Raw genomic sequence first — 23,357 nt, 5'->3', positions numbered from 1 at the left:
TCAGTCGGCGTCTTCGACGAGATCGAGTTCGCTGGCGTCGAGTTCCTCGTCGAGATAGGCAGTGCCCTCTTCGGTGATTCCATAGAGTCCGCGATGGACCTGTTCGAGCAGTCCGTATTCGGCCAGTTCACTACATCGGCTACTGGCGTGTTGTCGGACTGGCCCGCCCTTAGCTTCGATAGCAGACGGCGTGAGGTTCCCATACTCTCGGATGAGTTCGAGGATTCGATCATCAGAGGGAACCATCCAGTCCGCCTGTTTTCGCATGGTATCGGAATCTCGCGTTGCAGGACTCATAGAATCACCGATGACCGGTATTTGACGACGAGAAAACTTGAAGCTACTTACATCCGTCAACCAGCAATTAACAACCGTCAGTAAATTATTTCAATAAGGCGGTTTAATCAGCGCTTGACCTGCCCATCTGGACCTGCAAAGGTCCGGCGTGCTGGAACACGCCGGGTGGGTCGTTTCCCGTTTGAGGCTTAGACGACCCATGAAGTACGAGAGCAAGCGGGCTATTGAAAGTAGCCCAACGAGCAGCGGTATAGCCATTCGACCAGCCTGTGGAGACCGGTACGTCCCGTCTGGAGGTGCGGGTGCGTGAGCGACCGCGTCATCGAAGACGTGGACAAATGCGAAACGGACGGCTGTGAGAATTTCTGCTATCCCGGTGAGTCCCACTGTCTGGGTTGTTACCGGAAGCGAAAGCGGGGGCGAGCATGAGCGAGGATCTGATGGATCTCTCGCCGGAGGAGGGTATCGAGCGGTTCCTCCGACACCGCGAACCGTCCGTCCGCGAGAGTACGATGCGGAACGCGAAGACACGACTTCGGTTCTTCCGCGAGTGGTGCGAGGAGCGAGACATCGAGAACCTGAACAACCTCACCGGCCGTGATCTGGCTGACTTCGTGGCCTGGCGACGGGGTGACATCGCGGCGCTGACCCTCCAGAAACAACTCTCGACGATTCGGGAGGCACTCCGATACTGGGCCGACATCGAGGGCGTTGACGATGGGTTGGCCGAGAAGGTCCATGCCCCCGAGCTGCCCGACGGAGCTGAAAGCCGTGAAGTCCACCTGAGCGCCGACCGGGCACACCGGATACTCGACTTTCTTCACGACTACCGTTACGCGAGCCGGGACCACGTTGTCTTCCTGATCCTGTGGAAGACGGCAATGCGCCGGTCGGCTCTTCGGTCACTGGACGTTGACGACCTTCGTCCCGACGACTACGCGCTGGTACTTGAGCATCGAATCGACGAGGGAACGAAACTCAAGAACGGTGAAGACGGCGAGCGGTGGGTCTATCTCGGCCCAAGCGATTACCAGGTCGTCGACGATTATCTCGACAACCCTGACCGCTACGAGCGGACCGACGACTACGGCCGCAAGCCACTCATCACCTCGCAGCACGGTCGGCCCGCGGGTGATACCATCTACAAGTGGGTGAACAAGCTCACTCAGCCGTGCGTTCTCGGTGGGTGCCCTCACGACGCTGATCCGTCGGATCCGTCGACCTGCGAGGCACTGGGTTCGCGTGCGGCCCACAGTAAGTGCCCGTCTTCCCGGTCACCCCACGGACTCCGCCGTGGCAGTATCACGTATCACCTGAACAGCGACGTGTCTCCGGAGATCGTCAGCGAGCGATGCGACGTATCGCTCGAAGTACTCTACGAGCACTACGACGTGCGGACGAATCAGGAGAAAATGGCGGTTCGAAAGAAACAACTGGAGCGAATCTAACATGAACATTACCAAACACAACCCCCCGTTGTCGTGTAAATTTCAGACTACTACCCGGCGAGTCCATACGCGCTCCGCGCGTTCGGTAATCCACATACTATATTTGCCAGCACAACTCCGACGAGAGTGCAAATTAAGCACTGATTGCTAGTGACCTGAACCCGAACAACGCTGTTCAGAAGAACTGGAACAGCTCGTCACGCTGGGCGTCGTGAAGGTGGTGCCGGACAGCCTCGTTCAGGGGCTCGATGGCGCCGCGCTTCGCAGTTATCGGTGCGATAGTCTCCTGCCACTGTTGCCATGGTGGATGGAGTCCGAGTCGGTCACAGAGCTCGTTCAGGCGCTCATCCTTGTCGTCAACCTTGTCCATTTTGTTGACTGCGACGACCGGTTCGACGCCAATCTCTCGGAGGAAGTGAAACATCTCCACGTCGTGTGGGATTTCGTCGGGGCCGGAATGGCGGTCGATGATGTCGATGACCGATTTGCCGTCGACGACGAGGATACCGACGAGAATCTGTTCGGCATGTCGCTCGACGTACTGGACCACGTCGGTCTTGATTTCTTCGCGGACGTCTTCTGGAACGCCTTTCATGTACCCGAAACCGGGAAGATCGCTGACAACGAAATCGGCGCTGGCCCAGTCGAAGTGGTTGGGTGAACGGGTGACGCCGGGTCGCTGGCCCGTATCGAACGTGTGGCCCGTTATTTCGCGCATCAACGTCGATTTCCCGACGTTTGACCGGCCGACGAGTATCACCTCGGTGTCCCGGTCCGGTCGTGACTCGAACATACCTCGTGTACTCCGTCAGCGGGGAAAAACGCGTTCGTTTTGGGCGGACCGACGGTTCCGGAATTCACAATCGTCCCTTCATCCGTTGCTGAACCTGGACCGGCTGACTAGCTGGCTTTTTGGTGTCAGGGGTCCCACCCGGAGCCGTGCGGCTGGTACAGATACTGATTCCCACAGGGAAGCGCGACGCCGTTCTGGGCGTGTTGGCCGAGGAGGGCATCGATTACGTGCTCACCGAAGAGACGAGTGGGCGGGAGTTCACCGCTGTCGTCACCTTTCCAGTCCCAACCAACGCACTCGAACCAGTTCTCGAAGAGTTGCGGGACGTTGGTATCAACGACGACGGCTACACAGTCGTCGTGGATGCGAACACCGTCATCTCCAGCCAGTTCGACGAGCTAGAGGAGAAGTACGCCGAGGAAGAAGACGAGGACCGCATCGCGCGGGAGGAGCTCACCTCGAAAGCAAACGACCTCGCGCCCTCGATGTCGAACTACGCGCTGATGACGGTCATCAGCGCGATTATTGCGACCGCGGGGTTGCTGCTCGACTCTCCGGCCGTCGTCGTGGGTTCGATGGTCATCGCACCGCTCATCGGCCCGGCGATGACCGCCAACGTCGGCACCGTCGTCGACGACCACGAGATGTTCGCACAGGGGGTCAAACTTCAGGCCATCGGGCTCGGACTCGCCGTGGCAAGCGCGACTGTCTTCGCCCTGCTCGTCCGGCATGCCAACGTCATCCCGCCGCTCGCTGACGTGACCTCTGTCGGGCAGATACGCGAGCGGGTCGCCCCCGACTTCCTCTCGCTGATCGTCGCACTCGGCGCTGGCGCGGCCGGCGTCGTCAGTCTCACCAGCGGCGTCTCGACGGCACTGGTGGGCGTCATGATCGCCGTCGCACTCATTCCACCGGCGGCCACGATCGGCATCGGCATCGCGTGGGGCCAGCCGCTCGTCAGTCTCGGATCTGCCGTATTGCTGCTGGTAAACGTCCTCTCTATCAACCTCGCGGTGCTCGTCGGACTCTGGTATCAGGGGTACCGCCCCGAACACTGGTTTCAGGAGAGCAACGCGCGGTCGGCGACTGTCAAACGAATCGGCGTCCTCGTCGTCTCAATACTCGTCCTGTCAGCGTTTCTGGGCGGTGTGACGCTGGACTCCTACCAGCGAGCGACGACGGAGTCGGACATCCGCGAGGGCATTGAAGCAAGCGTCGACCCGCCGGCGAGTGTCCTGTCGGTCGAAGTCAAGTCGACGAACACCGCGATATTCCAACAGCCGCGCCGCGTCGTCGTCACTGTCGGTCTGCCGCCGGACGCGGAGCAGCCACTGCTTGCCGACCAGCTCGATACTGTGGCTGACAACGCGGCCGGTCGAGACGTTGCGACGGAAGTTCACTACGTCACTGTCGAACGGAACAGCTGACGCTCAAAACCGACTTTGAGCGTTCGACGATATAAATACCGCTGGGTGTGTCGGAGACGGTATGGTATCACGACCACTCGCAATCGCTGGCGTGCTGGCACTGCTCATTACCGGCGGCGTCGGGTTCGCACTCGCGGACACCGGGACCGTCGCGCCGTCGACGAATTCGACCGTGAGCGTCAGCGCCGACGCGACCGTCGAACGCACGCCCGACCGTGCAACTGTCACCGTCGCCGCAGTGGGTCGCGGTGAGACCGCCGAAGCGGCGCGAAACAACCTCAGCGGCGATGCTGACGCTATCGTGTCGGCTCTTGAAGGTGAGGGCGCAGACGTGACTTCCTCGCGGTTCCAGATCCGCCCCGAATACGAGCAGCGTCGAGAAGGACGCGAACAGGTCGGTTACGTGGCGATTCACACTGTCGAAGCGGAAACGAGCAACGTTTCGACTGCCGGGACGCTCATTGATGCCGCAGTCGACGCCGGCGCGGACCGCGTCGAGGGTGTCCGCTACTCACTGAGCGAGGAGACGAGACAGGATGCTCGCGAAGAGGCCCTGACGACCGCCATGGATAACGCCCGGACGGACGCCGAAGTCGTCGCCGCTGCGGAGGATCGATCTGTCGGTGACGCGGTCACGATTCAGACCAGCAACCACGGCCGGCCCGTTGTGTACGCGGAAGCGATGGCCGCCGACGCCGGCGGGCGGACGAGCATCCAGCCCGGCGATGTCACTGTCGACGCCTCTGTCAGTGTCACCTACGAGCTAAACTAAGACGTCTTTCTCGCGACTCCGCTCCCCATTCGGTGCTTTCGAGACCCCTCTCGTTGGGGACCGCAATCCTCGCGGGTCACCGCGCTCCTCGCTCGGAGTCTTCGAGACGCCTCCCGTTGGTTGGCGTCTCGCTATGTCTCGCTACTCGTCAAACGGCAGTTCGAGTTCGTAATCCACCGCGTCAATAGCGGCCTGCAACACGCCGTCGACGTTGTCGCCTTCGGTGACGCTCATGTAGTGGTCGGCCTCTACGTCTGTTGAGAGGTCGCTCTTGTTCGAGATGGTCAGCACGGGCACGTCGAAGCGTGCTTCGATGGCGTTTCGGAGTTCAAGCTGGTCCGCGAGCGGATAGCCACACTCGCCACTTGGGTCGATAAACACGAGGACCGCGTCGGCGAGGTGTTCGAGCGCGCTCACGGCCTGTGACTCGATTTCGTTGCGGTCCTCCGGCGGGCGGTCGAGCAGGCCGGGGGTGTCCACGAGCTGGTAGCGGATGCGCTGGTCTTCGAAGTGGCCGACGCGGATCTGCGTCGTCGTGAACGGATACGAGGCGATCTTGTTGTCGGCCCGCGTGACGCGGTTGACGAACGACGACTTGCCGACGTTGGGGTAGCCGGCGACGACGATGGCCGGCTCGTCCGGGCGGATGTCGGGGATGCCTTTCAGGGCGTTATGGGCGGTCGAGACGGCGGCGAGGTCGTCCTCGACCTCCTCGACCACGTCGGCAATGCGGGCGAAGGCCTGCTTGCGGAGCTTCCGGGCGGTGTCGATGTCGCCGCGGGCGACGCGGCTCTCGTACTCCTGGCGGATCTCGACGACTTTGTCGGCGGCCCACGAGATTTCAGACAGGTGCTGTTTCAGCGCGTCGATACCGGGGTCGTCGTCCGCGGGGTAGGCTTCGCCGACGACAGCGTCGGCGAGTTCGACGTAGAAGGGATCGAGGTCGTCAATCGTCGGCCACGCGGTCACCACGTTCTCCATGTTGTCGGAGGCGATGTTCGACGCCGTCATCAGCATCGATTGCTGGGCTTCGTTCCCGTCCTTGGCCCCGCCGGCGCGTGACGCCCGCGAGAAGGCTTTGTCCACGAGCTCCTCGGCAGTGGGCGTCGTCGGCAGACCCTCGAAGGGATGGCTCATAGGTTCTGTTGACGGCCGGAGCGTAAAAGCGCGTTCAATCGCGCCCAAACTGTTGCGAGTCACGCTTTTCAGCGTCCCGGACACAGTTCTGATATGGCACAGATTGACGCCGGCGAGATTCTCCCCAACGACCACGTCCAGCAGATGGCTGCCGAGGGGCGAGTCACCCAGATGCACCGTGGCCACCAGTACGCTGACGAGGGTGACACCTTCGAGATAGACGGCACCGAATTCGAGGTAACAGACGTAACCCACCGGACACTGGGCGACATGACCGACGAGGACGCACAGCGTGAGGGGTCGGAGGACCTCGACGCGTACAAGGAGCGCATGAAGAAAGTCCACGGCAGTTTCGAGTGGGACGACGACAGCGAGGTCGTCCGGCACCGATTCGCCCCCATCGAGGAGTAGCGCCGCGACGACGACTGAGCGCCTTATTCTCCCGCTATCACGTCGACGCCGGTAAACTCGAAGCGTGCGCCGCCGGTATCGCTCTCAGTGAGTGTGACCGTCCAGTCGTGGGCAGCGGCGATCTGTGATACTATTGAGAGTCCGAACCCGGTGCCGTCAGTCGTCGTCGAGTAGCCGCTTTCGAACACTGTCTCCCGGTCGGATTCGGGAACTCCCGGGCCGTCGTCTGAGACGGCGAACCCGTCCGGAATCTCGGTAACGGTTATGGTTACGGCCGGACTGCCGTGTCTGTCAGCACCCTCAGACTGTAGCTGACTGTCCGTAGCGCTGTGCTCAACGGCGTTTCGGATCAGGTTCTCCAGCAACTGTTTGAGCCGCGTCATGTCTGCCTGTATCTTGCGGTCAGTGTCGACCACCAGCGCCGCGTCACCGGTATCGACGACCTCCCAGCAGTCAGTGACTGCCGTCGCCAGTGCGACCGTTTCCATTTCAGCGACGCTGTCGCCAGTCCGGGCCAGCAACAGCAGGTCGTCTATCAGCGTCTGCATCCGGTCGAGTGCCTGCTCTATCGCAGCGATGTTTTTGTCGTCGTGCTCCTCTTTTACCGCCTCCAGCCGCCCGATAGCGACGTTCAGGGGGTTACGGAGGTCGTGGCTGACGACTGTCGCGAACTGTTCCAGCCGGTCGTTTTGCGTCGACAGTTCCTGCTCGCGGTCACGGAGCTGTCTGTCGCGCTCAACGGCGGCGAGGGCCACCTCCATGTTCGCCGCGAGGATTCGCCCAGCGACGATGTCTGCCTCGTTGAAGGCGTCGACAGTCGCCGACGCGGCGATGAGAATGCCGTGTTTCCCTAGTGGTAGATACAGTTCGCTTCGTATCGGCGTCTCGGGGTTCTGCACGTCCGAATCCAGCCGCACGTCGGGAACTGCGGTTGCCTCACCGCTCTCGTACACCCGCCAGGCGATGCTGTCACTCGGCCTCAACGTCGGAATATCACCGACTAGCTCCCGGGCCGCCGCGGTCGCGGCGACGGGCTCTAACTCTCCATCGTCGTTGATGAGGTGGACAGCATTCGCGTCGAGTCCGATGATATCTGCAGCGGCGTTGACGCCGATGCCGGCGACTTCGTTGCGGACTTCCGCGGCCATCAACTGTCGCGTGGCCTCGTGTAGCGCTTCGAGTCGATGCTCGCGCTCGTCGATATCGCTTCGGTCGCTGATGACCGACACCGTACCGTCTTCGCTGTCCCAGGTCACGTCACACGCTGTGACGCTGGCCCGGATGGTGTTGCCGGCCAGTGTCCGTATCGTCTGCTCGACGTAACCGGCCGTCTGGTCGTCCTTGACAACGTGCTCGACGGTATCGGTCCCGCCGTCCGTCGTCGGCTCGACGAGGCCAGTCAGTGGCCGGCCACAGAGGTCATCGCTGTTGGCCGCGCCGAACAGATCCACCGCCGCCGGGTTCGCGTACACGACAGTGTCGGCCACGCTGATGAGGACCGAATCGCTTGTCGCGTCGAGAATTCGTTTTGTCCGTTCCTGTGCGGCGTCAGCCGTTGCTTTCGCTCTGACGCGCTCGACGGCGTTTCGGATTCGATGTGCGAGGACGGCGTACTGCTGTGACCCGTGCGTTTTTTGAATGTAGTCGGTGACGCCGGCCGTGACTGCCTCGCTTGCGAGTGACTCGCTCCCCTGACTGGTAAATAACAAGAACGGCATATCCGGGTCTCTGGCGCGGACCGTCTCCAGGAACTCTAGCCCGTCGATACCAGGCATGTCGTAGTCACTGACGATGCAGTCCACATCGTGCTCGTCCAGATACGACAGCCCGTCTGTCGCACTCGTGACGCCGGTTGCATCGATCGCTGTGTCCTTGCGTTCGAGATGTGTCGCGATAAGGTCGGCGTACGATGGTTCGTCGTCGACACAGAGGACTGTAACGCCCGACGCCACATGACCCATGGGCTTCGATATGCACCGTATCGGTGTCAATCTGTCGTGCCCTGAACCTGACGAGCGGAATTTACCGTCGCTTCGCCAGCTCCGCCCGCAAGTCGTCGACATCCATCTCCTTCATCGACAGCAGGACGAGCAGGTGATAGACGATGTCGGCTGATTCGTGGGCCAACTCCTCGCGGTCGTCGTCTTTGGCCGCCAGAATGAGTTCGGTCGTCTCTTCACCGAGCTTCTCCAGCACGGCGTTTTCGCCCTTCTCGTGGGTAAACAGCGACGCCGTATAGGAGTCTTCGGGAAGGTTCGCCTTGCGGTCCTCGATGACAGCGAACAGTTCGTCGATAACGTTGACGGTGTCGTCGCTCATAGCCGCTGTTCGGCCAGCGGGGCCTTCAGGCCGTCGCTACGACTCTACGGAGTCGAAAAAGGCCAGGTCGTGAATGCGCGGGTCCTCAGTCAGTTCGGGATGGAACGACGTGCCGACGACCGGCCCGTCACGGACCGCGACCGGGCGGTCGTCCCACGCCGCCAGCACTTCGACGTCCTCGCCCACGTAGTCGATGACCGGTGCGCGGATGAACACCGCCGGGAACGCCTCATCGAGCCCGGTCACGTCAAGTGGCGCTTCGAAGCTGTCTTTCTGTCGCCCGAATGCGTTGCGTTCGACCGAGACGTCGATGACGTTCAGCGTGTCGACGCGGTCGTCCTGTGCGTCGGTCGCGCTGACGATGAGCCCGGCACACGTCGCCAGCACCGGCTTGCCGGCGTCGACGTGTGACTCGATCTCTTCTGCGATGCCCTCTCGGTGGATAAGCCGCGAAATCGTGGTCGATTCCCCGCCCGGTAGCAACAGGACATCGCAGTCCGGGACCAGCCCTGCTTCGCGTATTTCGACGACCTCCGCAGTCCGGTCGTGGGCCGCTGCTGCCCGCTCGATTGCGTCCCCGTGTTCAGAGACATCGCCCTGAACCGCGAGTACACCCGCGCGTAGTGTCATGTCTCCCTGTTGGTGGCCCCGTGCGAAAAGCCTCTCGTCTCCTGCAAGTGTCCGCTCTGGCGGGGACTGTCCTGACTGCACACAGTATCAGGCATACCGCCGCCCGGTGCTCGCTCGGCTATAACCGAACCAAACGGTTAGGTGAGACGGACTGTAGACGTGGCACATGGGAAAGCGACGGCAGGACCCGGTCGAGGTAAACGCGGACGGGTCGGCAGACCTCTATGAGATATCGACTTGGGAGCCCCGGTCGACGCTGGACCGGTTCGCCCACTGGCTCTACCACATCGGCATACGGACGCTGCGGTATCTCGTCGTTATCACAGCTATCGCGATTCTCCTCTTGCAGGTCGCGTTCGGGAGCCTTGGCGCGCTCGGCGACCAGCCGCTGTTTGCCGGCATGGCCATCCTCTCCGCCGTCCCGGCCCTCGGTCTCGCGGCGTACATTTACTACGCCGACGTGACCACGCAGGAACCGTTGACGCTGCTCGTGGGGACGTTCCTCCTTGGCGTGCTGTTCGCCGGCTTCGCGGGCGTGCTCAACGGTATTTTCGGTAGACCGGTCCAGGCTATTGGCTCCGGGTTCGGCCTGGTACCGTTTCTCGGCCAGGTGTTCTTTTTCTTCCTCATCGTCGGCCCTGTCGAGGAGACGGTAAAGCTGCTGGCGGTGCGCCTGTACGCCTTCCGTGACACCCGTTTCGACGCCGTCGTTGACGGCGCGGTGTACGGCGCCATCGCCGGTCTTGGCTTTGCGACCATCGAGAACGCGCTGTACATCACGCAGAACACCGAAATGACCGCCGGGACAGTACAGTTACTCGCCGCTAGCAGCGACATCACTGCGGTCAGAGCGCTCGCGGGGCCGGGCCACGTCATCTACTCGGCCTTCGCCGGCTACTATCTCGGCCTGGCGAAATTCAATCCGGACGATGCCGGCCCCATCGTCCTGAAAGGATTGCTCATCGCTTCGCTCATCCACGCCGTTTACAACACGCTGGCCAGCCCAGTGACGGCCATCGCGGCCACGCTATACAACGTCGACTTCCTCGTCGCGTTCTTCGGCTTCGTCATCGTGTACGACTCCATCTTTGGCCTCCTGTTGCTGAAGAAGATTCACGCGTATCGGCAGGCGTACAACCGCGCGCACGAGGACCCGGACGAGACTACGATTCATCCGGAGCAGACCGAGTTCGACCCCTAAGTAAGCTGTTCGACGTATTTCGCGACCACGTCGACCTCCAGATGGACCGGATCGCCGACGGACTTCTCCGACAGCGTCGTCTCGGCGTACGTCGTCGGAATGATTGCCACGTCGAATTCCTCGGAGCGTCGGTCGGCGACGGTCAGGCTGATGCCGTCGACCGTTATCGACCCTTTCTGAACCAGGTAGTCCCGATGAGCTTCGGGGAGAGAGAAGGTGAACGTCCAGTCTTCCCCCTCCTGTTCGATACCGACGATTTCGGCTGTCGTATCGACGTGGCCCTGCACGATGTGGCCGTCGAACCGCCCGTCGGCGGGCATTGCCCGCTCAAGGTTCACTCGGTCCCCACCGTTGAGGGCATCGAAAAACGTCCGGGCAAGCGTCTCCTGAGCGAGAAACACCTCGAACCACTCGCCGTCGACCGCCTTCTCGACGGTGAGACAGACGCCGCTGACGCTGATCGACTGGCCGTGGTCAAGTCCGTCGAACGGCGCGCCGATTCGCATCCGACGCCCGCCCTCGTCGTCAATAACCGCCTGCACCTCGCCGGTCGTCTCGACGATTCCGGTGAACATATTCCAGATACGTCGCGGCTGGCGGAAAGCACTTCGCTTCTCGGAGACGGAATATAGACTCGGAATCGAGTAATTATTTACATTACTTAGACGGAAGGAATTTATTCACGCCGCTGGTACCGCTGCGTATGGCAGCCACGCCCGACGCTGACCACGATTGGACTGCCCGCCACGCCCGGACCGAGCCGACCGAAACCGGTCGCCTCGTCGAGGTGCCCGACGAACTACTCGGAGACTGGGATCTGCGACACGCCGAGACGAAAGGCCGCAGTTAACGCTGTAGCACTTCGACGCCGACCAGCTCCGCGCCGGTCAGCGCTCGGATGTACGCACCGCCCGCGATAGAGACGTGGCCGAACTCGTCTTCTTCCATCCCGTACATCTCGATGGCTCGTGAGGTGTCGCCGCCGCCGACGACGGAGAAGCAGTCGGTCTCGGCGATGGCTTCGAGCACGCCGGCGGTGCCGACGGAGAACCGCTCGTCCTCGAACATCCCCAGCGCGCCCTTCACGAAGACGGCCTCGGAGTCGCGGATGACCGGCGAGTACTCCATGACCGTCTCGCTGCCAACGTCGAGGTAGGAGACAGTCTTCTCCTCGATGTCGTCGACGGCCTGTTCAGCGCGGTCGCCGTTCTCGTCCTCGTAGGCGAGGTCGACCGCGAGGGTAATCTGGTCGCGGTGGTCGTCGAGCATAGACTCGATTTTCTCGCTGTTTTGCTCCCACTGCTCGTCGTAGAGGTTCGCGTCGTCGATGTCGTAGCCGACCGGACGGCCCGCGGCCCGCAGGAACAGTTCGCCCGCGATGCCGCCAAGCAGGAAGTCGTCGACCGTCTCGTCTAGGTGGGTCATCACGTCGATGACGTCGGTCGCTTTGGTGCCGCCGACGACCATCGTCACCTGCCCGTCGAACTCCTTCTCGGCGATGGCGGTGTTTGCCTCGTACTCGGTCTCCATCACGCGGCCGGCGTAGGCGTCCATCACGAGCGGGAAGCCCACGAGCGAGGCGTGCGAGCGGTGGGCCGCCGAGTAGGCGTCGTTGATGTAGGCGTCGAACTCGTCTTTGAGCGTCTGGACGAACTCCGTCTGGGCCTTCACTTCGGGGTCTTCCTCGGGGAGTTCGTCGTCGCACATCCGCGTGTTTTCGAGGACGAGCACGTCGCCGCTATCGAGGTCGGCGATGTCGTGAATCGCCTGCGGGCCGTAGGTCTCGTCGATGAACTCGACCGGGTGGTCGATGTGGTCGGCGAGGATGTCGGCGTGCTGGGAAAGCGAGACGAAATCGTCGCGGCCCGGGCGGCCCTGGTGGGCCAGCACTGCGACCTCGAACCCGCGGTCGACGAGTTCGCTGATGGTCTCGGCGTGGCGTTCGAACCGCCGGTTGTCCTGTACTTCACCGTCCTCCACCGGTGAATTGAGATCGAGTCGGACGAGGACGCGCTGTCCGTCGTCGAGGTCGTCGAGCGTCTGGAAAGTCATCATTCGAGAGGAAACCTGCCGGCCGCTTAACGGTTTCCGAGTCCGAACAGCGACGGCCTGTTGGGGGGAGCAACGCCGCTACTTGCCTTGCTGCCAGTGTCAAAGTGGGGTCGGAGAGGGGTGGAGACACCTGCGCCGTACACAGCCGACGCCGGGACACGGCGCGCCGGCTGTGAAAACGGGCCTGTGTCGACACACAGAGCCGACCAGGGGTCAGGTGCTGGTTTGGACTCTATGTGTGCCTTATTCTTAGCGAATAATAATTATAAATCTTACCAGCGCCGAAAACCGTTTCCGCGCTTACTCGGTGATGTACTCGGCCACGTCGAGCATCCGGTTCGAGAAGCCGTACTCGTTGTCGTACCAGGTGAGGATCTTCGTCATTCCGGAGACGACGTTCGTCGACTGCAGGTCGACCTGCGTGGAGTACGGGTCCCCGAGGATGTCCGAGGAGACGACGTCGTCGCTCGTGACGCCAAGCACGCCTTCGAGTTCGCCGGCGGCGGCCTCTTCGAAGGCGGCGTTGACGTCGCTCTCCGTCACGTCGTCGTCGAGGTCGACGACGAACTCGGTGATGGAGCCGTTCGGCACCGGGACGCGGATAGCCATCCCGTCGAGTTTCCCCTCAAGTTCGGGCAGAACCTCGGTGGCCGCCTGCGCGGCACCGGTGGAGGTCGGGATGATGTTCTCGGCGGCGGCGCGGCGGCGGCGGGGCTTGCCGTTCGGGCCGTCCATCAGGTTCTGGGAGCCGGTGTAGGCGTGGACCGTGGTCAGCTGGCCGGCGTTGATGCCGAACTCCTCGTCCAGCACTTTCGCCACCGGTGTGATGGAGTTGGTCGTACAGGAGGCGTTCGAGACGACCTTCTCGCCGTCGTACTCGTCGTGGTTGACGCCGTAGACGAGCTGCTTGACCGGCTCGTCGCCCTTCGGCGGCGCGGAGATGAGGACCTTGTCGGCACCCGCATCGAGGTGCTGACTCGCGTCCTCCTTGGTGCGGAAGATGCCGGTCGCTTCGAAGGCCACGTCAACGTCGAGGTCGTCCCACGGGAGCTGTGTGGGGTCGGTTTCGTGGAAGACGCCCGCCTCGAAGTCGGTTCCGTCGACCGTGAGGACGCCGTCGTCGACGCTGGCTCCTTCGAGTTCGCCCATGACGGTGTCGTACTGGGCGAAGTAGTCGATCTCCGAATCGTCCATCACGTCGTTGATGCCGACAATCTCGACGTCGTCGTTGTGTAACGATGCGCGGAATACGTTGCGGCCGATACGGCCGAAGCCGTTGAGGCCGACGCGAACTGGCTCACTCATTGGTGTCTAGAGAGGCAGTCGGTCAGTGTAAAGTGTTTTCGGATTTGTTGTAAATTTGTGTTTGTTTATGCGTGTTCGGGCTCGAATGATTAATAGTGAGGGTGCCATCTCGACTGAGGGTGTCCCCTCGACAGTATCTGTTGGCAGATACTAGATTCGTCCGAAGGCTTTTGAAACGGACGGACGTACTGACCGATAGGAATGAGACGCGATGACAGTGACGACCCGTTCGACGAGTTCTTCCGGGAAATAGAGCGGATGATGGACGAGATGATGGGGGCTGAAGGCGATGTCCACATCGACCGGGACACCGGTGGCGGTGGGGCCGACCTCCACGTCGACGTTCACGAAACCGACGAGGAAATCCGGGTCGTCGCCGACGTTCCGGGTGTCGACAAGGATGCAATCGACCTCAAGTGCGACGGGACTATTCTCACGATCAACGCCGAAAGTCCGGAGCGCGAGTACCACGAACGACTGACTCTCCCGACTCGCGTCGACGAGCACTCCGCCGCCGCGACGTACAACAACGGTATCCTCGAAGTCACCTTCGACCCCGAAGAGGACTCCGCGGACATCGAACTGTAGCGCGCATAGCACACGGTCTGTTTTGTCACGCGAGAACAGCGCACTCGCGTCGCTACTGCGCCGTCGTTTCCCGTATCAATGCCGCGAGTTCGTCCCAGAAGCCGTCCTCGTACTTCGTCGCCGAGTCGATTGTCGGGCGGGCGTTCGTCTCGTTGACCACCGCCCGGTCCGCCGTCACCAGCAGGTCGACGCCGAGGTACGGAATCGCCAGCTCGTCGGCCGCGTCTTCAGCCAGTTCTCGTAGCGCCGCTGGCAGTTCCTGCCCTTCGGCTTCGGCTCCACGGTGGACGTTGTGCTTCCACCGGCCCTGCTCGCGGCTCGCTTCGGGGAGGCGGCGCTCAACCGCGCCGACGTACTCGCCGTCGACGACCATCACGCGGTAGTCTGTGGCGTCGGCGACGTACTCCTGGACGAGAAACGACTGGTCGCCGACCGCGCGATAGTCGTGGACCAGATCGAGGTAGTCGACGATGCCGAGAAACGAATCCAGGTCGTGGGCCTTGGCCACGCCGACGCCGCGGGTCGTCGAGTTCGGCTTCACGACCACGGGGGGGTCGAACCGCTCGAACGCCGCGGTCAGTTCAGCCTCGCTTGTCGGGTTCGACACGACGACAGTCTCGGGGACGGGAACGCCCGCACGGCCGAGTCGCGCCAGCACGTCGGCCTTGTTCCGCGAGCGGAGGATAGCCTCGCGGTCGTTGACCCACGGCACGTCCAGCATGGCGTCGGCGACGGCCCCCTCCATGATTCGGGACGGGTAGACAAAGCCCACGTCGTATTCGCCGAAGGGACGCTCGTCGAGCGCCAGCGTCCGCTCAGCCGTTTCGACGTGGCCCACCTCGATATCCCGGGCCGCGAGCGGTTGCTGCATCCGCTCGAAGGTCTCGGCGTTCGTGGCGACGGCCAGCCTGTGCATAGCGTGCAGTTGTCTTGGAGAAATATAACACGCTCGCAGCTGCTTTCGATACACGCTGACCGCTCCATCACGTAGTGCGCACTGCTCGCTGCTGACCACAGCGCACCGGTGTATAATCGAGGAATAGACACTAATTGAAGAAATTATCAGACAAACACTAAGTATACTGCGGGAAAATATGTCATGCGTGTACAACGATATCCTCTTCCCGACGGACGGGAGCGACGGCGCGGACGAAGCGCTCGCACACGCACTCGAACTGGCGGAGACACACGACTCCACGATCCACGTGCTTTCTGTCGTCGACTCGACGTATCTCGGGAGTGCCGCGGCAGAAGCAACGACCATCGAATCGCTGCAGGAACAGACCGAGCAGGTCATCGACGAAACGGTCGACAATATTGCTGACCACGGTGTGCCCGTCGTCGCCGAGCACCGAATGGGCGATCCGTACGAGGAAATTATCGACTACGCCGAGACTGCCGATATCGATATGATTGTCATGGGAACCCACGGCCGGAGTGGTCTGGACCGGTTTCTGCTGGGGAGCGTCACCGAGAAGGTCGTCCGGACAGCAGACGCACCGGTGTTGACTGTCCGGTTGCCCGACGATACGTAGTAGCATCTGCCAGCAGTACCGGTCGCCTGTGGTGTGCGGAGCGTTTCACAGCTTCCTACCGAGTCACTCGCCGCTGCGACGCTGCCGGAGCACCCACAGCACGAGGAGCGCGCCCTCGACGCGGGCGGCACTGTACACCCACGGGCGGAGGTCTATGTCGTCGGCCTCTGTCGTTGCGAGCCCCATCCAGAAGTCGACGACCTTCCGGGGCCGAAGCAGTTCGAGAACGCCGAGAGCCAGGAGTGTGAGTCGGAGTACCATCTGTAGACGTACGCGGGATGGGTGCAAGAGTATTGTGGGTGTCGGTAACTTGGGGCAAGAACGTAGCTACGTTCCATTACTCAGCGGCTGGGATGCCACTCAGCACTTGAGCGGCGCGGAAAACGGAGTCGAGACGGCCGGTCCGCTGTCCGAACGGAGAGCGACCGCCGCTGTCTGATTTACGCGATCAGCAGTTCCTCTCCCCGCTCGACTTTGATGCGGCAAGAGGGCGTGATTTTGTTGTAAGCGCGGCGGAACGCTTCCTTGACGTGTTCCGCGTCTTCGACGTTGCAGTAGGCGGTGAACAGCTGTTCGCCGGCCTGAACGCGGGCGGCGGTACCGACGATCTTCCCGAAGGCGGCACGCATCCCGTCGGAGACACGGTCGGCCCCGGCACCGGTCGCCTGCTTGTTCTCGCGCAGGACCTGGTGTGGGAACTTCCGGAGGGTCATCTTGTAGTCACCATCTTCGCCGAGCTCCTTGATCATGTGGCGGTTGGCCGACAGGCGGGAGGCCTCCAGCGAGCCGTGACGGAGCTGGACTGTCTCCTCGACGATGAGGCTGATCTGGACGGGGTAATCGTCGGCGTCCTTCTGTTTACGGCCCATCTTGTGCTGTGCGATCTTTGACCCGGGAATGCCTGTGATGTATTCGCGTCGGGTGTACGCGGGCTTGTCGATGTCCCGGTACATTGAGGCGGGTTTGTCCGACATAGGTACTCTTGGAGAATACGTCGCCGAGCGGCCCAATAAGGGCTTCGAACCCGCCCGGCGGCGTGTCGCTGTGTCCCACACGCCGGTGAGTGGCCACGAACCGACCGGTGCTGTGGCGACTGGAGTCTCTGTTTGCAGTAGTCTGACAGAGGCCGGTGCTGTTCCGGTAACACCGCTGTCACCGCGTTCTTTTACGCTTCGCGCGCCTACGAACGATACCCATGAATATGCTCGTCGATGGCGAGTGGCGGACCGACGCGTACGAAACCACGAACGAGGACGGGGCCTTCGACCGGCAGGACACCACCTTCCGTGACCGGATCGAAGACGACCCCGACGCGCGGTTCCAGCCCGAGGCCGGCCGGTACCACCTGTACGCCTGCCGCGCCTGCCCGTGGGCGCACCGAATTCTGGTCGCTCGGAAACTGCTGGGGCTGGAAGACGCCATCACCGTCGACTACGTCGACCCGTATCGCGGCGAGGGCGGCTGGCAGTTCACGCCTGAGAAGGCGGGCTGTACGCCGGATACGGTCAACGGATCGGACTATCTCCGCGAGGTCTACGTCGAAGCTGACCCCGACGCGACCTGTCGCGTGACGGTCCCGGTGCTGTGGGACAAACAGGCGGAGACCATCGTCAACAACGAGTCCGAGGAAATTCTCCGGATGCTGGACACCGAGTTCGACGACGTATCCGAGAACGACGTGGACCTCTACCCCGAGGGCTACCAGAACGAGGTCGACCGCATCATCGACGACATCTACGAGCCGATCAACAACGGCGTCTACCGCTGTGGTTTCGCCGACAGCCAGTCAGCCTACGACGAGGCCGTCGAGGAACTGTTCGACGCCCTCGACCACTGGGATGCGGTGCTCGAAGACCAGCGCTTCCTCGCCGGCGACCGCCTGACTGAGGCGGACATCTGCATGTTCACGACGCTCGTGCGCTTCGACGAGGTGTATCACACCCACTTCATGTGCAACCACAGGCTCATCCGCGAGTACGACAACCTCTGGCCGTACCTCCGGGACCTCTACCAGCTCCCCGGCGTCGCCGAGACGGTGAACATGGACCACATCACGGAGCACTACTACACGACCCACCCCGACGTGAGCCCGAAGCGTATCGTCCCGATGGGCCCTGACCCTGATTTCGAGGCCGACCACGACCGCGACGACCTGCCGGGCGACCTCCCCGAGACGCTGTTCCCGACAGCGTAACCGGGTGGTATCGCTGTCAGATATCGAACGCTGAGTCGACGCGGCCTCTTTTATATACCCAGTTCTCACCTGTGGTCAATGAGTCGGGTAGATGGTCGAAACCGGGCCGTGAGCCCGGTGATTGGTGTTGTTATTCTCGTCGGCATTGTTGCAATTCTCGCCGCCACCGTCGGTGTGTTCGCGCTTGGTTTCAACGAGCAGCAACCGACACAAGCTCCGCAGGTCGCTATCGTGGCCGACTACAACGAGCGGACCACTGTCAACGGGGAGTATCTGAACCTCAGCTTCAAAAGCGGGGACACCGTCTACAGGGATAACCTCACCGTCGTCGTCTCCGGTGCCAGGAGTACCGGCGGTAGTGACGTGACGCTGGACTCCGATCCGATACAGGCACAGGCTTCGACGCGGATCACGTCGGGAACAGAGATTACAATCCATCAGGAACAGTTCTCCGGCATCCCGAGCGGAGAACAGTTGGACCTGAACGACGCGACGCTTCGACTCGTCTGGAAGCCCGCAAGCGAACCGGGGTCGGAAACGTACGTCATCTACCGCTGGCCGGACCCGAGCCGGCGCAACTGAGCCGCTCGGAACCCGTCGGCGGGACGATAGCAGTCACTCCGGCAGCGAGAGCGTAACCGCGTCGGTCTCGTAGTCCTCGATGAACGACCCGGGGCCGCCCAGCGAGACGGTCCTATCGTCGATAGCAACGATCAGCGTGTGTTCGATAGGGTAGGAGTTGGTCCCCGGCTCGACGAGCCCCTGTTTCGTCTCGACGACGGTCCCCTCGATGGTGGCGGTGTCGTCGTCGGCCTGCACTGCCCGTACCTCCGCGGAGACCTGCACGCTGTGGCCGGCGCGCAGGTGTAGCGTCGCCTGGAGAACGGCGTGGCGGAAGTCGTGGTAGGTGGCCGGCAACGGGGCCGGGTCGGTGACGGTCACCTCGGTCGCCATCAGCCAGTAGTTCCCGAGGAACGACCCCGACAGCACCGGGACGAGCTGTTGCTGGACGAAGGCGATGGCCCGCTGGTCGGAGTTGGTGCGTGTCACCATTTCTGTCGGGGAGACGAGGCCAAACTGGGCGTCGACAGTCAGCATTATCGGCATCGGCTGGTCCCACGACCGGACTACGGAGGCCAGCCCGCTCGCGTCGTCAGGGTGCAGACCGTCGGCGCTACTGACGACAAGCATGACGAGGACGCCGCGGTCGACGGCCGCGGTCAGTTCCTCAGATATCTCGGGCAGGTACTGCTGTGGAACCGACAGCATAATCTCGCGGTCCGCGTTTCTGATGTACTCCGTGAGCCGCTTGATGACTGTCACCCGCGATTTGATGACATCGAACTGCTGCGGTTCCCGCGCACTCGCCGAGTATCGAGAATCGAGCGCCCCGCTCATCTCTTCGAGCCGGTCGGTCAAGACGTCGATGACTTCCTCTGGCGGCCGGGCGCGGATTGTCGTGGGCACGACGTGGTCGTTGACCTCGACGAACCCGCGGTCTTCGAGCGATTCGCTGATGCTGTAGACGTACCGTTTGGAGACGCCGGTGTCGTCGGCGATTTCGCTGGCCGTGGCCTCGCCGCTGCCGAGGATCGACAGGTACGTGTCGACTTCCTTCTCCGACAGGCCCAGTTGTCCCAGCCTGTCTCTGAGAGTCGAATCGTCCATCTGTTCACATCTGGTACCGGCGGCGGATAACTGTGTTTCGGTGCCCTGTAGCCCGGAGACACCCTCGGAGCGTCGACGGCAGACGTGTCACCGGCTGTCCAGACGCTGCCGTCACAAGGATGAAAAACTATTACACCATATTTTATATCCCTTCCAGTGGTGTCTCTCTCCAATGACGCTCCGGACGGCACTCAACGACTTCAAGCGGACGCGGGACCGTCGCCACCAGTTCCCGGGCGAGTTCCGCTCTACGACGGGCATGTTCTCTGGACTCGATGGCCGGTTGGTGCATGTCGACAGCGATGGCTCGCTGCGGGACTACTCCTATCCGCTGTGTGGGCTCACTGGCATCGACCGCTCGCGGTTCGGCGTCGAGACGGACTCGACGACGTGGTTCGGTCCCGACGCCGACCAGCGGTACTGCGGCGACGCCGGCGTCGTCGAGACGGTCCACAACTGTGGCGACTGGGCCGTCGTCCAGACGGACTGCACCATCGAGCAGGCCCACGTCACCCGATTCGAGCTTCGCGGCGACGCGCCTGCTGCCGTGTCGTTGCGGGCGTTCGTCGATTTCGCACCGGACGGGCGGAACGGCCAGCAGAGCCTGCTGATGCACGGAGACGCTGTCGAGGCATACCACCGCTCTGAACACGACTTCATCGGCGTCTCTACCGAACTCGACACTGCTGTGGGCCAGATTCCCGAACGGTTCCCCGAACTCGTCGACGACGACCCCGTCTCGTTCCCCCGGGCCACCGGGGCGCGGCGGTACGAAGACACGACGCTGACCGGCGGCGTCCTGCTGTCCGCGCCGTTCGTCGACGGCGGCGTCACGCTGGCGACGCTGCTGACGGATACGGCCGACACCGACCGCGACGCAGCGCTATCAACCATCGACCAGCTGGTGAGCGACCACTACACCTCGGAGACGGTGCTCGAAGCAGGCCAAGCACAGCGGCGGTGGAGCGTCCCCGCGGAGACGCCGAGCCACGAAAGCATCGTGGCCGACCTCCGCGTCCTCTCGCTGCTTTCGGCCGCGAACGGTGCCAGAATCGCTGCGCCCGACTTCGACCCGTACTACGTCACTTCTGGGGGCTACGGCTACACGTGGTTCCGCGATGACGCCGAGATCGCGGCGTTCCTGCTCGAAGCCGACGGGACGTTCGACCTCGGGCTCGATTCGTGGCACCAGCGCTCCGCCGAATTCTACTGTCGCACCCAGCAACCGGACGGGAGTTGGCCCCACCGCGTCTGGCCCGGCGACGAAACGCTCGCGCCGGGCTGGGCGAACGCCCGGCTCGAAAGCGGCTCGGACGCGGACTACCAGGCCGACCAGACCGCGAGCGTCACCACCTTCCTCGCGGCGTACCTCCGGACCGGCGACCCGGCCGACCCGGAGCGCATCGAAGCCACGCTCGGGCGCGCCGTCGAGAGCATCGACGACACGCTGGCCGACGACGGCCTCCCTATCGCTTGCCAGAACGCCTGGGAGAACATGCAGGGCCGGTTCACGCACACTGCCGCGACCTTCCTGCACGCCTATGCGGCGGTCGCCCGCGCACCTGTTTCCACCGCGCTCCGGGACCACGCCCGATCCCAGGCCGAGACGGTACTGTCTGCACTTGACGCTTTGTGGACCGGCGACCGCTACGCCCTCCGCGAGCATGACGGGACCATTGACGACCGACTGGACTCTGCGACGCTGGCCCTCCCAGCGGCCTGTCGCGCCGCCGCCCAGACGGTCGACCTGCCGGCAGAGACCCGCGACCGGCTCTGTACCCACGTCGAGACGACACTCGACGGGCTGGAACGGGACACCGGCGATATCCGCGGCCTCGTGCGTTTCGAGGGCGACGACTGGCGACGCGGCTCGCAGGACCGCGAGAAAGTCTGGACCGTCTCGACGGCGTGGGGCGCAAACAGTGCCGCACAGCTGGGGACCCTCTTGCGTGACGCTGACGACAGCCGAGCGACGGCGGCCTACGCCCGGTCCCGGGACCTGCTGGCAGAGATTCTTCCCGGTGGCTCGCTCGTTCAGTCCAGCGGGTACCTCCCCGAGCAACTGTTCGACGACGGGACGCCGGACTGTGGCACGCCGCTTGGCTGGCCCCACGCGCTCCGGCTGGCAACTGTGGCCCACCTCGCTGACGCCGGGGAACTCACCGCCGAGCCGCTGAGCGTCCGCGAGTAAAGCACCGCGTCACTGGGCGCTCGCGAGGCCCCGCGTTACGCGGACCGCGCTGCTTGACGTTCGAAAACGCAGCGGATGGCCGTAGGGACTCTATAGCTAGCCGAAAACAGCGACTACGTCTGACCGTGGATCACTGGCTATCGCCCTACTGCGGCGCTGCAACGGGCGTGTCCTCGCCGGCTGTGACTGCCTCGCCTGTCTCCGGGTCGAACAGATGGACGGCGGATTCGTCGAACGACACCTGCACGCGGTCGCCGATGGCCGGCTCCACGTCAGTGCTGACTCTGGCGATGAAATCCGGTGCGCCGTCGCCCTCGAATCCGGTCTTCGATTCGCCCAGATCGAGATAGAGGTAATTGTCGCTGCCGATGGGTTCGAGCACGTCGACCGTCGCCGGGACGGCGTCCTGATCGCCACCATTGCTGACCGAAACGTGTTCCGGGCGGATACCAAGCGTGTACGACCCCTGCTGAATATCACCGACGGAACCGGCGCGGCCGCCCGTGAGGTCATAGGAGAAGTCATCGTGTGCGCCGGTGAGCCGCACGCCGCTCCCGAGCGGCTCTGCGGTCACATCGAGGAAATTCATCGAGGGTGAGCCGACGAAGCCGCCGACGAACTGGTTCGTCGGGTTCTCGTACACCGTCTTCGGGCGACCGGCCTGCTGGAGTTTCCCGTCGTTGAGGATGACGATGCGGTCGCCCATCGTCATCGCTTCTTCTTGGTCGTGGGTGACGTAGACGGCCGTAATCCCGAGCTCCTCTTGCAGCCGCTGGATCTCCGTCCGCATCGTCGTCCGGAGCTTCGCGTCGAGGTTGCTGAGTGGCTCGTCGAAGAGGAACACGTCCGGCTCACGGACGATGGCGCGCCCGAGCGCGACACGCTGTTTCTGCCCCCCGGAGAGCTGGTCCGGCGTGTCATCCAGCAGGTCGCCGATACCCATCATCTCGGCCGTTTCGGTGACTCGCTCTTGCCGTTCGGCCTTCGAGAGGTCCGTACTCATCCGGAGACCGAACGCCATGTTCTGCCGGATGGACTTGTGCGGGTACAGTGCGTAGTTCTGGAACACCATCGCCACGTCACGCTTGCGGGCGTGGACGTCGGTCACGTCTTCGTCGCCGATGCGGATACGGCCGCTCGTCGGCCGTTCGAGGCCGGCAATCATCCGCAGTGTCGTTGACTTCCCACACCCCGAGGGGCCGACGACCGTTACGAACTCCCCATCGTCGATGGACAGATCGATGTCGTCGACTGCCACGATGGAGCCACCGTCGAACTCCTTGCGGAGACCGTCTAGTTCGAGACTCGCCATTACACAGAGTCTCACACCCATCGCTAATAAGTTTGATGGGATTTTTCATAGAAGTTCTAGCAGAGTCGGTTCGGTTG

Annotated in this window: 25 protein-coding genes; 11 read left to right on the top strand and 14 right to left on the bottom strand. The window is 62.8% G+C overall.

The window, feature by feature from the left end:
- The gene (locus DVK00_RS05030; protein ID WP_199719743.1) at nt 1-267 is read right to left on the bottom strand and encodes a PhiH1 repressor; all 267 of its coding nucleotides are present in this window, start codon (nt 265-267) and stop codon (nt 1-3) included.
- Between the two features lie 455 nt (nt 268-722).
- Between DVK00_RS05030 and DVK00_RS05025 the strand changes: the two genes are divergently transcribed.
- Nucleotides 723-1,745 carry a site-specific integrase gene (locus DVK00_RS05025; RefSeq protein WP_121577354.1) on the top strand — a complete coding sequence of 341 codons (1,023 nt, stop codon included), beginning with the start codon at nt 723-725 and terminating at the stop codon, nt 1,743-1,745.
- Between the two features lie 175 nt (nt 1,746-1,920).
- On the opposite strand, the gene engB is transcribed toward DVK00_RS05025, so the two are convergent.
- On the bottom strand, nt 1,921-2,538 hold the full coding sequence (gene engB / locus DVK00_RS05020; protein ID WP_121511800.1) for a GTP-binding protein EngB: 618 nt from the start codon (nt 2,536-2,538) through the stop codon (nt 1,921-1,923).
- 146 nt (nt 2,539-2,684) lie between these two features.
- Between engB and DVK00_RS05015 the strand changes: the two genes are divergently transcribed.
- The gene (locus DVK00_RS05015; RefSeq protein ID WP_101351140.1) at nt 2,685-3,965 is read left to right on the top strand and encodes a TIGR00341 family protein; all 1,281 of its coding nucleotides are present in this window, start codon (nt 2,685-2,687) and stop codon (nt 3,963-3,965) included.
- Between the two features lie 61 nt (nt 3,966-4,026).
- Nucleotides 4,027-4,737, top strand: coding sequence for an SIMPL domain-containing protein (locus DVK00_RS05010; RefSeq protein WP_101351139.1), 711 nt, complete (start codon nt 4,027-4,029; stop codon nt 4,735-4,737).
- 141 nt (nt 4,738-4,878) lie between these two features.
- On the opposite strand, the gene DVK00_RS05005 is transcribed toward DVK00_RS05010, so the two are convergent.
- Nucleotides 4,879-5,874 (bottom strand): GTPase, encoded by a 996-nt coding sequence (locus tag DVK00_RS05005; protein WP_101351138.1) that lies wholly within the window; start codon nt 5,872-5,874, stop codon nt 4,879-4,881.
- Nucleotides 5,875-5,967: 93 nt separating this feature from the next.
- Between DVK00_RS05005 and DVK00_RS05000 the strand changes: the two genes are divergently transcribed.
- The gene (locus DVK00_RS05000) at nt 5,968-6,285 is read left to right on the top strand and encodes an ASCH domain-containing protein (protein ID WP_121511798.1); all 318 of its coding nucleotides are present in this window, start codon (nt 5,968-5,970) and stop codon (nt 6,283-6,285) included.
- A 23-nt stretch (nt 6,286-6,308) separates the two neighbouring features.
- Here the strand turns inward: DVK00_RS05000 and DVK00_RS04995 are convergent, their stop codons facing one another.
- The 3 genes from DVK00_RS04995 to pdxT form a co-directional block, all read right to left on the bottom strand.
- The gene (locus DVK00_RS04995) at nt 6,309-8,246 is read right to left on the bottom strand and encodes a response regulator (RefSeq protein WP_121577353.1); all 1,938 of its coding nucleotides are present in this window, start codon (nt 8,244-8,246) and stop codon (nt 6,309-6,311) included.
- A 61-nt stretch (nt 8,247-8,307) separates the two neighbouring features.
- Nucleotides 8,308-8,604: a phosphoribosyl-ATP diphosphatase gene (hisE, locus tag DVK00_RS04990; protein WP_101351135.1), complete on the bottom strand. Its 297-nt coding sequence runs from the start codon at nt 8,602-8,604 to the stop codon at nt 8,308-8,310.
- A 36-nt stretch (nt 8,605-8,640) separates the two neighbouring features.
- Nucleotides 8,641-9,234, bottom strand: coding sequence for a pyridoxal 5'-phosphate synthase glutaminase subunit PdxT (gene pdxT, locus DVK00_RS04985; protein WP_101351134.1), 594 nt, complete (start codon nt 9,232-9,234; stop codon nt 8,641-8,643).
- A gap of 166 nt (nt 9,235-9,400) precedes the next feature.
- Here pdxT and DVK00_RS04980 point away from each other — a divergent pair, with 166 nt between their 5' ends.
- Nucleotides 9,401-10,435 (top strand): PrsW family intramembrane metalloprotease, encoded by a 1,035-nt coding sequence (locus tag DVK00_RS04980; RefSeq protein WP_101351133.1) that lies wholly within the window; start codon nt 9,401-9,403, stop codon nt 10,433-10,435.
- On the opposite strand, the gene DVK00_RS04975 is transcribed toward DVK00_RS04980, so the two are convergent.
- The gene (locus DVK00_RS04975) at nt 10,432-11,010 is read right to left on the bottom strand and encodes a riboflavin synthase (RefSeq protein WP_101351132.1); all 579 of its coding nucleotides are present in this window, start codon (nt 11,008-11,010) and stop codon (nt 10,432-10,434) included. The two genes, DVK00_RS04980 and DVK00_RS04975, sit on opposite strands and share 4 nt — an antisense overlap.
- Nucleotides 11,011-11,138: 128 nt before the next feature.
- Here DVK00_RS04975 and DVK00_RS21590 point away from each other — a divergent pair, with 128 nt between their 5' ends.
- Nucleotides 11,139-11,285 (top strand): hypothetical protein, encoded by a 147-nt coding sequence (locus DVK00_RS21590; RefSeq protein WP_199722313.1) that lies wholly within the window; start codon nt 11,139-11,141, stop codon nt 11,283-11,285.
- On the opposite strand, the gene DVK00_RS04970 is transcribed toward DVK00_RS21590, so the two are convergent.
- Both DVK00_RS04970 and gap read right to left on the bottom strand, forming a co-directional pair.
- Nucleotides 11,282-12,487, bottom strand: a complete 1,206-nt coding sequence (locus DVK00_RS04970; protein WP_198560192.1) for a phosphoglycerate kinase — start codon at nt 12,485-12,487, stop codon at nt 11,282-11,284. The two genes, DVK00_RS21590 and DVK00_RS04970, sit on opposite strands and share 4 nt — an antisense overlap.
- 300 nt (nt 12,488-12,787) lie before the next feature.
- The gene (gene gap / locus DVK00_RS04965) at nt 12,788-13,792 is read right to left on the bottom strand and encodes a type I glyceraldehyde-3-phosphate dehydrogenase (protein WP_121577352.1); all 1,005 of its coding nucleotides are present in this window, start codon (nt 13,790-13,792) and stop codon (nt 12,788-12,790) included.
- Between the two features lie 201 nt (nt 13,793-13,993).
- Between gap and DVK00_RS04960 the strand changes: the two genes are divergently transcribed.
- Nucleotides 13,994-14,380 (top strand): Hsp20/alpha crystallin family protein, encoded by a 387-nt coding sequence (locus DVK00_RS04960; protein ID WP_121535642.1) that lies wholly within the window; start codon nt 13,994-13,996, stop codon nt 14,378-14,380.
- Between the two features lie 52 nt (nt 14,381-14,432).
- Here DVK00_RS04960 and DVK00_RS04955 read toward each other — a convergent pair whose 3' ends face one another.
- Nucleotides 14,433-15,296 carry a RimK family alpha-L-glutamate ligase gene (locus DVK00_RS04955; protein WP_121577351.1) on the bottom strand — a complete coding sequence of 288 codons (864 nt, stop codon included), beginning with the start codon at nt 15,294-15,296 and terminating at the stop codon, nt 14,433-14,435.
- Between the two features lie 187 nt (nt 15,297-15,483).
- On the opposite strand from DVK00_RS04955, the gene DVK00_RS04950 reads away from it, so the two are divergent.
- Complete coding sequence (locus DVK00_RS04950; protein WP_101351128.1) at nt 15,484-15,915, top strand: universal stress protein; 432 nt, start codon at nt 15,484-15,486, stop codon at nt 15,913-15,915.
- 63 nt (nt 15,916-15,978) lie between these two features.
- Here the strand turns inward: DVK00_RS04950 and DVK00_RS04945 are convergent, their stop codons facing one another.
- Complete coding sequence (locus DVK00_RS04945) at nt 15,979-16,176, bottom strand: hypothetical protein (RefSeq protein ID WP_101351127.1); 198 nt, start codon at nt 16,174-16,176, stop codon at nt 15,979-15,981.
- Between the two features lie 179 nt (nt 16,177-16,355).
- On the bottom strand, nt 16,356-16,889 hold the full coding sequence (locus DVK00_RS04940) for a 50S ribosomal protein L16 (RefSeq protein WP_101351126.1): 534 nt from the start codon (nt 16,887-16,889) through the stop codon (nt 16,356-16,358).
- Between the two features lie 221 nt (nt 16,890-17,110).
- Between DVK00_RS04940 and DVK00_RS04935 the strand changes: the two genes are divergently transcribed.
- Together DVK00_RS04935 and DVK00_RS04930 are read left to right on the top strand one after the other, a co-directional pair.
- Complete coding sequence (locus tag DVK00_RS04935) at nt 17,111-18,109, top strand: glutathione S-transferase family protein (protein ID WP_121511792.1); 999 nt, start codon at nt 17,111-17,113, stop codon at nt 18,107-18,109.
- Between the two features lie 108 nt (nt 18,110-18,217).
- Nucleotides 18,218-18,691 (top strand): type IV pilin, encoded by a 474-nt coding sequence (locus DVK00_RS04930; protein WP_101351485.1) that lies wholly within the window; start codon nt 18,218-18,220, stop codon nt 18,689-18,691.
- 33 nt (nt 18,692-18,724) lie between these two features.
- On the opposite strand, the gene DVK00_RS04925 is transcribed toward DVK00_RS04930, so the two are convergent.
- Complete coding sequence (locus DVK00_RS04925; protein ID WP_101351124.1) at nt 18,725-19,777, bottom strand: TrmB family transcriptional regulator; 1,053 nt, start codon at nt 19,775-19,777, stop codon at nt 18,725-18,727.
- A 172-nt stretch (nt 19,778-19,949) separates the two neighbouring features.
- Here DVK00_RS04925 and DVK00_RS04920 point away from each other — a divergent pair, with 172 nt between their 5' ends.
- Entirely contained in the window at nt 19,950-21,968 is a 2,019-nt protein-coding gene (locus DVK00_RS04920; RefSeq protein WP_101351123.1) for a glycoside hydrolase family 15 protein, read from the top strand.
- A gap of 145 nt (nt 21,969-22,113) precedes the next feature.
- Here the strand turns inward: DVK00_RS04920 and DVK00_RS04915 are convergent, their stop codons facing one another.
- Nucleotides 22,114-23,280, bottom strand: coding sequence for an ABC transporter ATP-binding protein (locus tag DVK00_RS04915; protein ID WP_101351122.1), 1,167 nt, complete (start codon nt 23,278-23,280; stop codon nt 22,114-22,116).
- Nucleotides 23,281-23,357: the final 77 nt, after the last annotated feature.

This window comes from Haloarcula sp. Atlit-47R, from assembly GCF_003665985.1.
Lineage (GTDB): Archaea > Halobacteriota > Halobacteria > Halobacteriales > Haloarculaceae > Haloarcula > Haloarcula taiwanensis.
The sequence above is the reverse complement of the archived record's forward strand: the minus strand, read 5'-3'. Positions and strand labels throughout refer to the sequence as shown.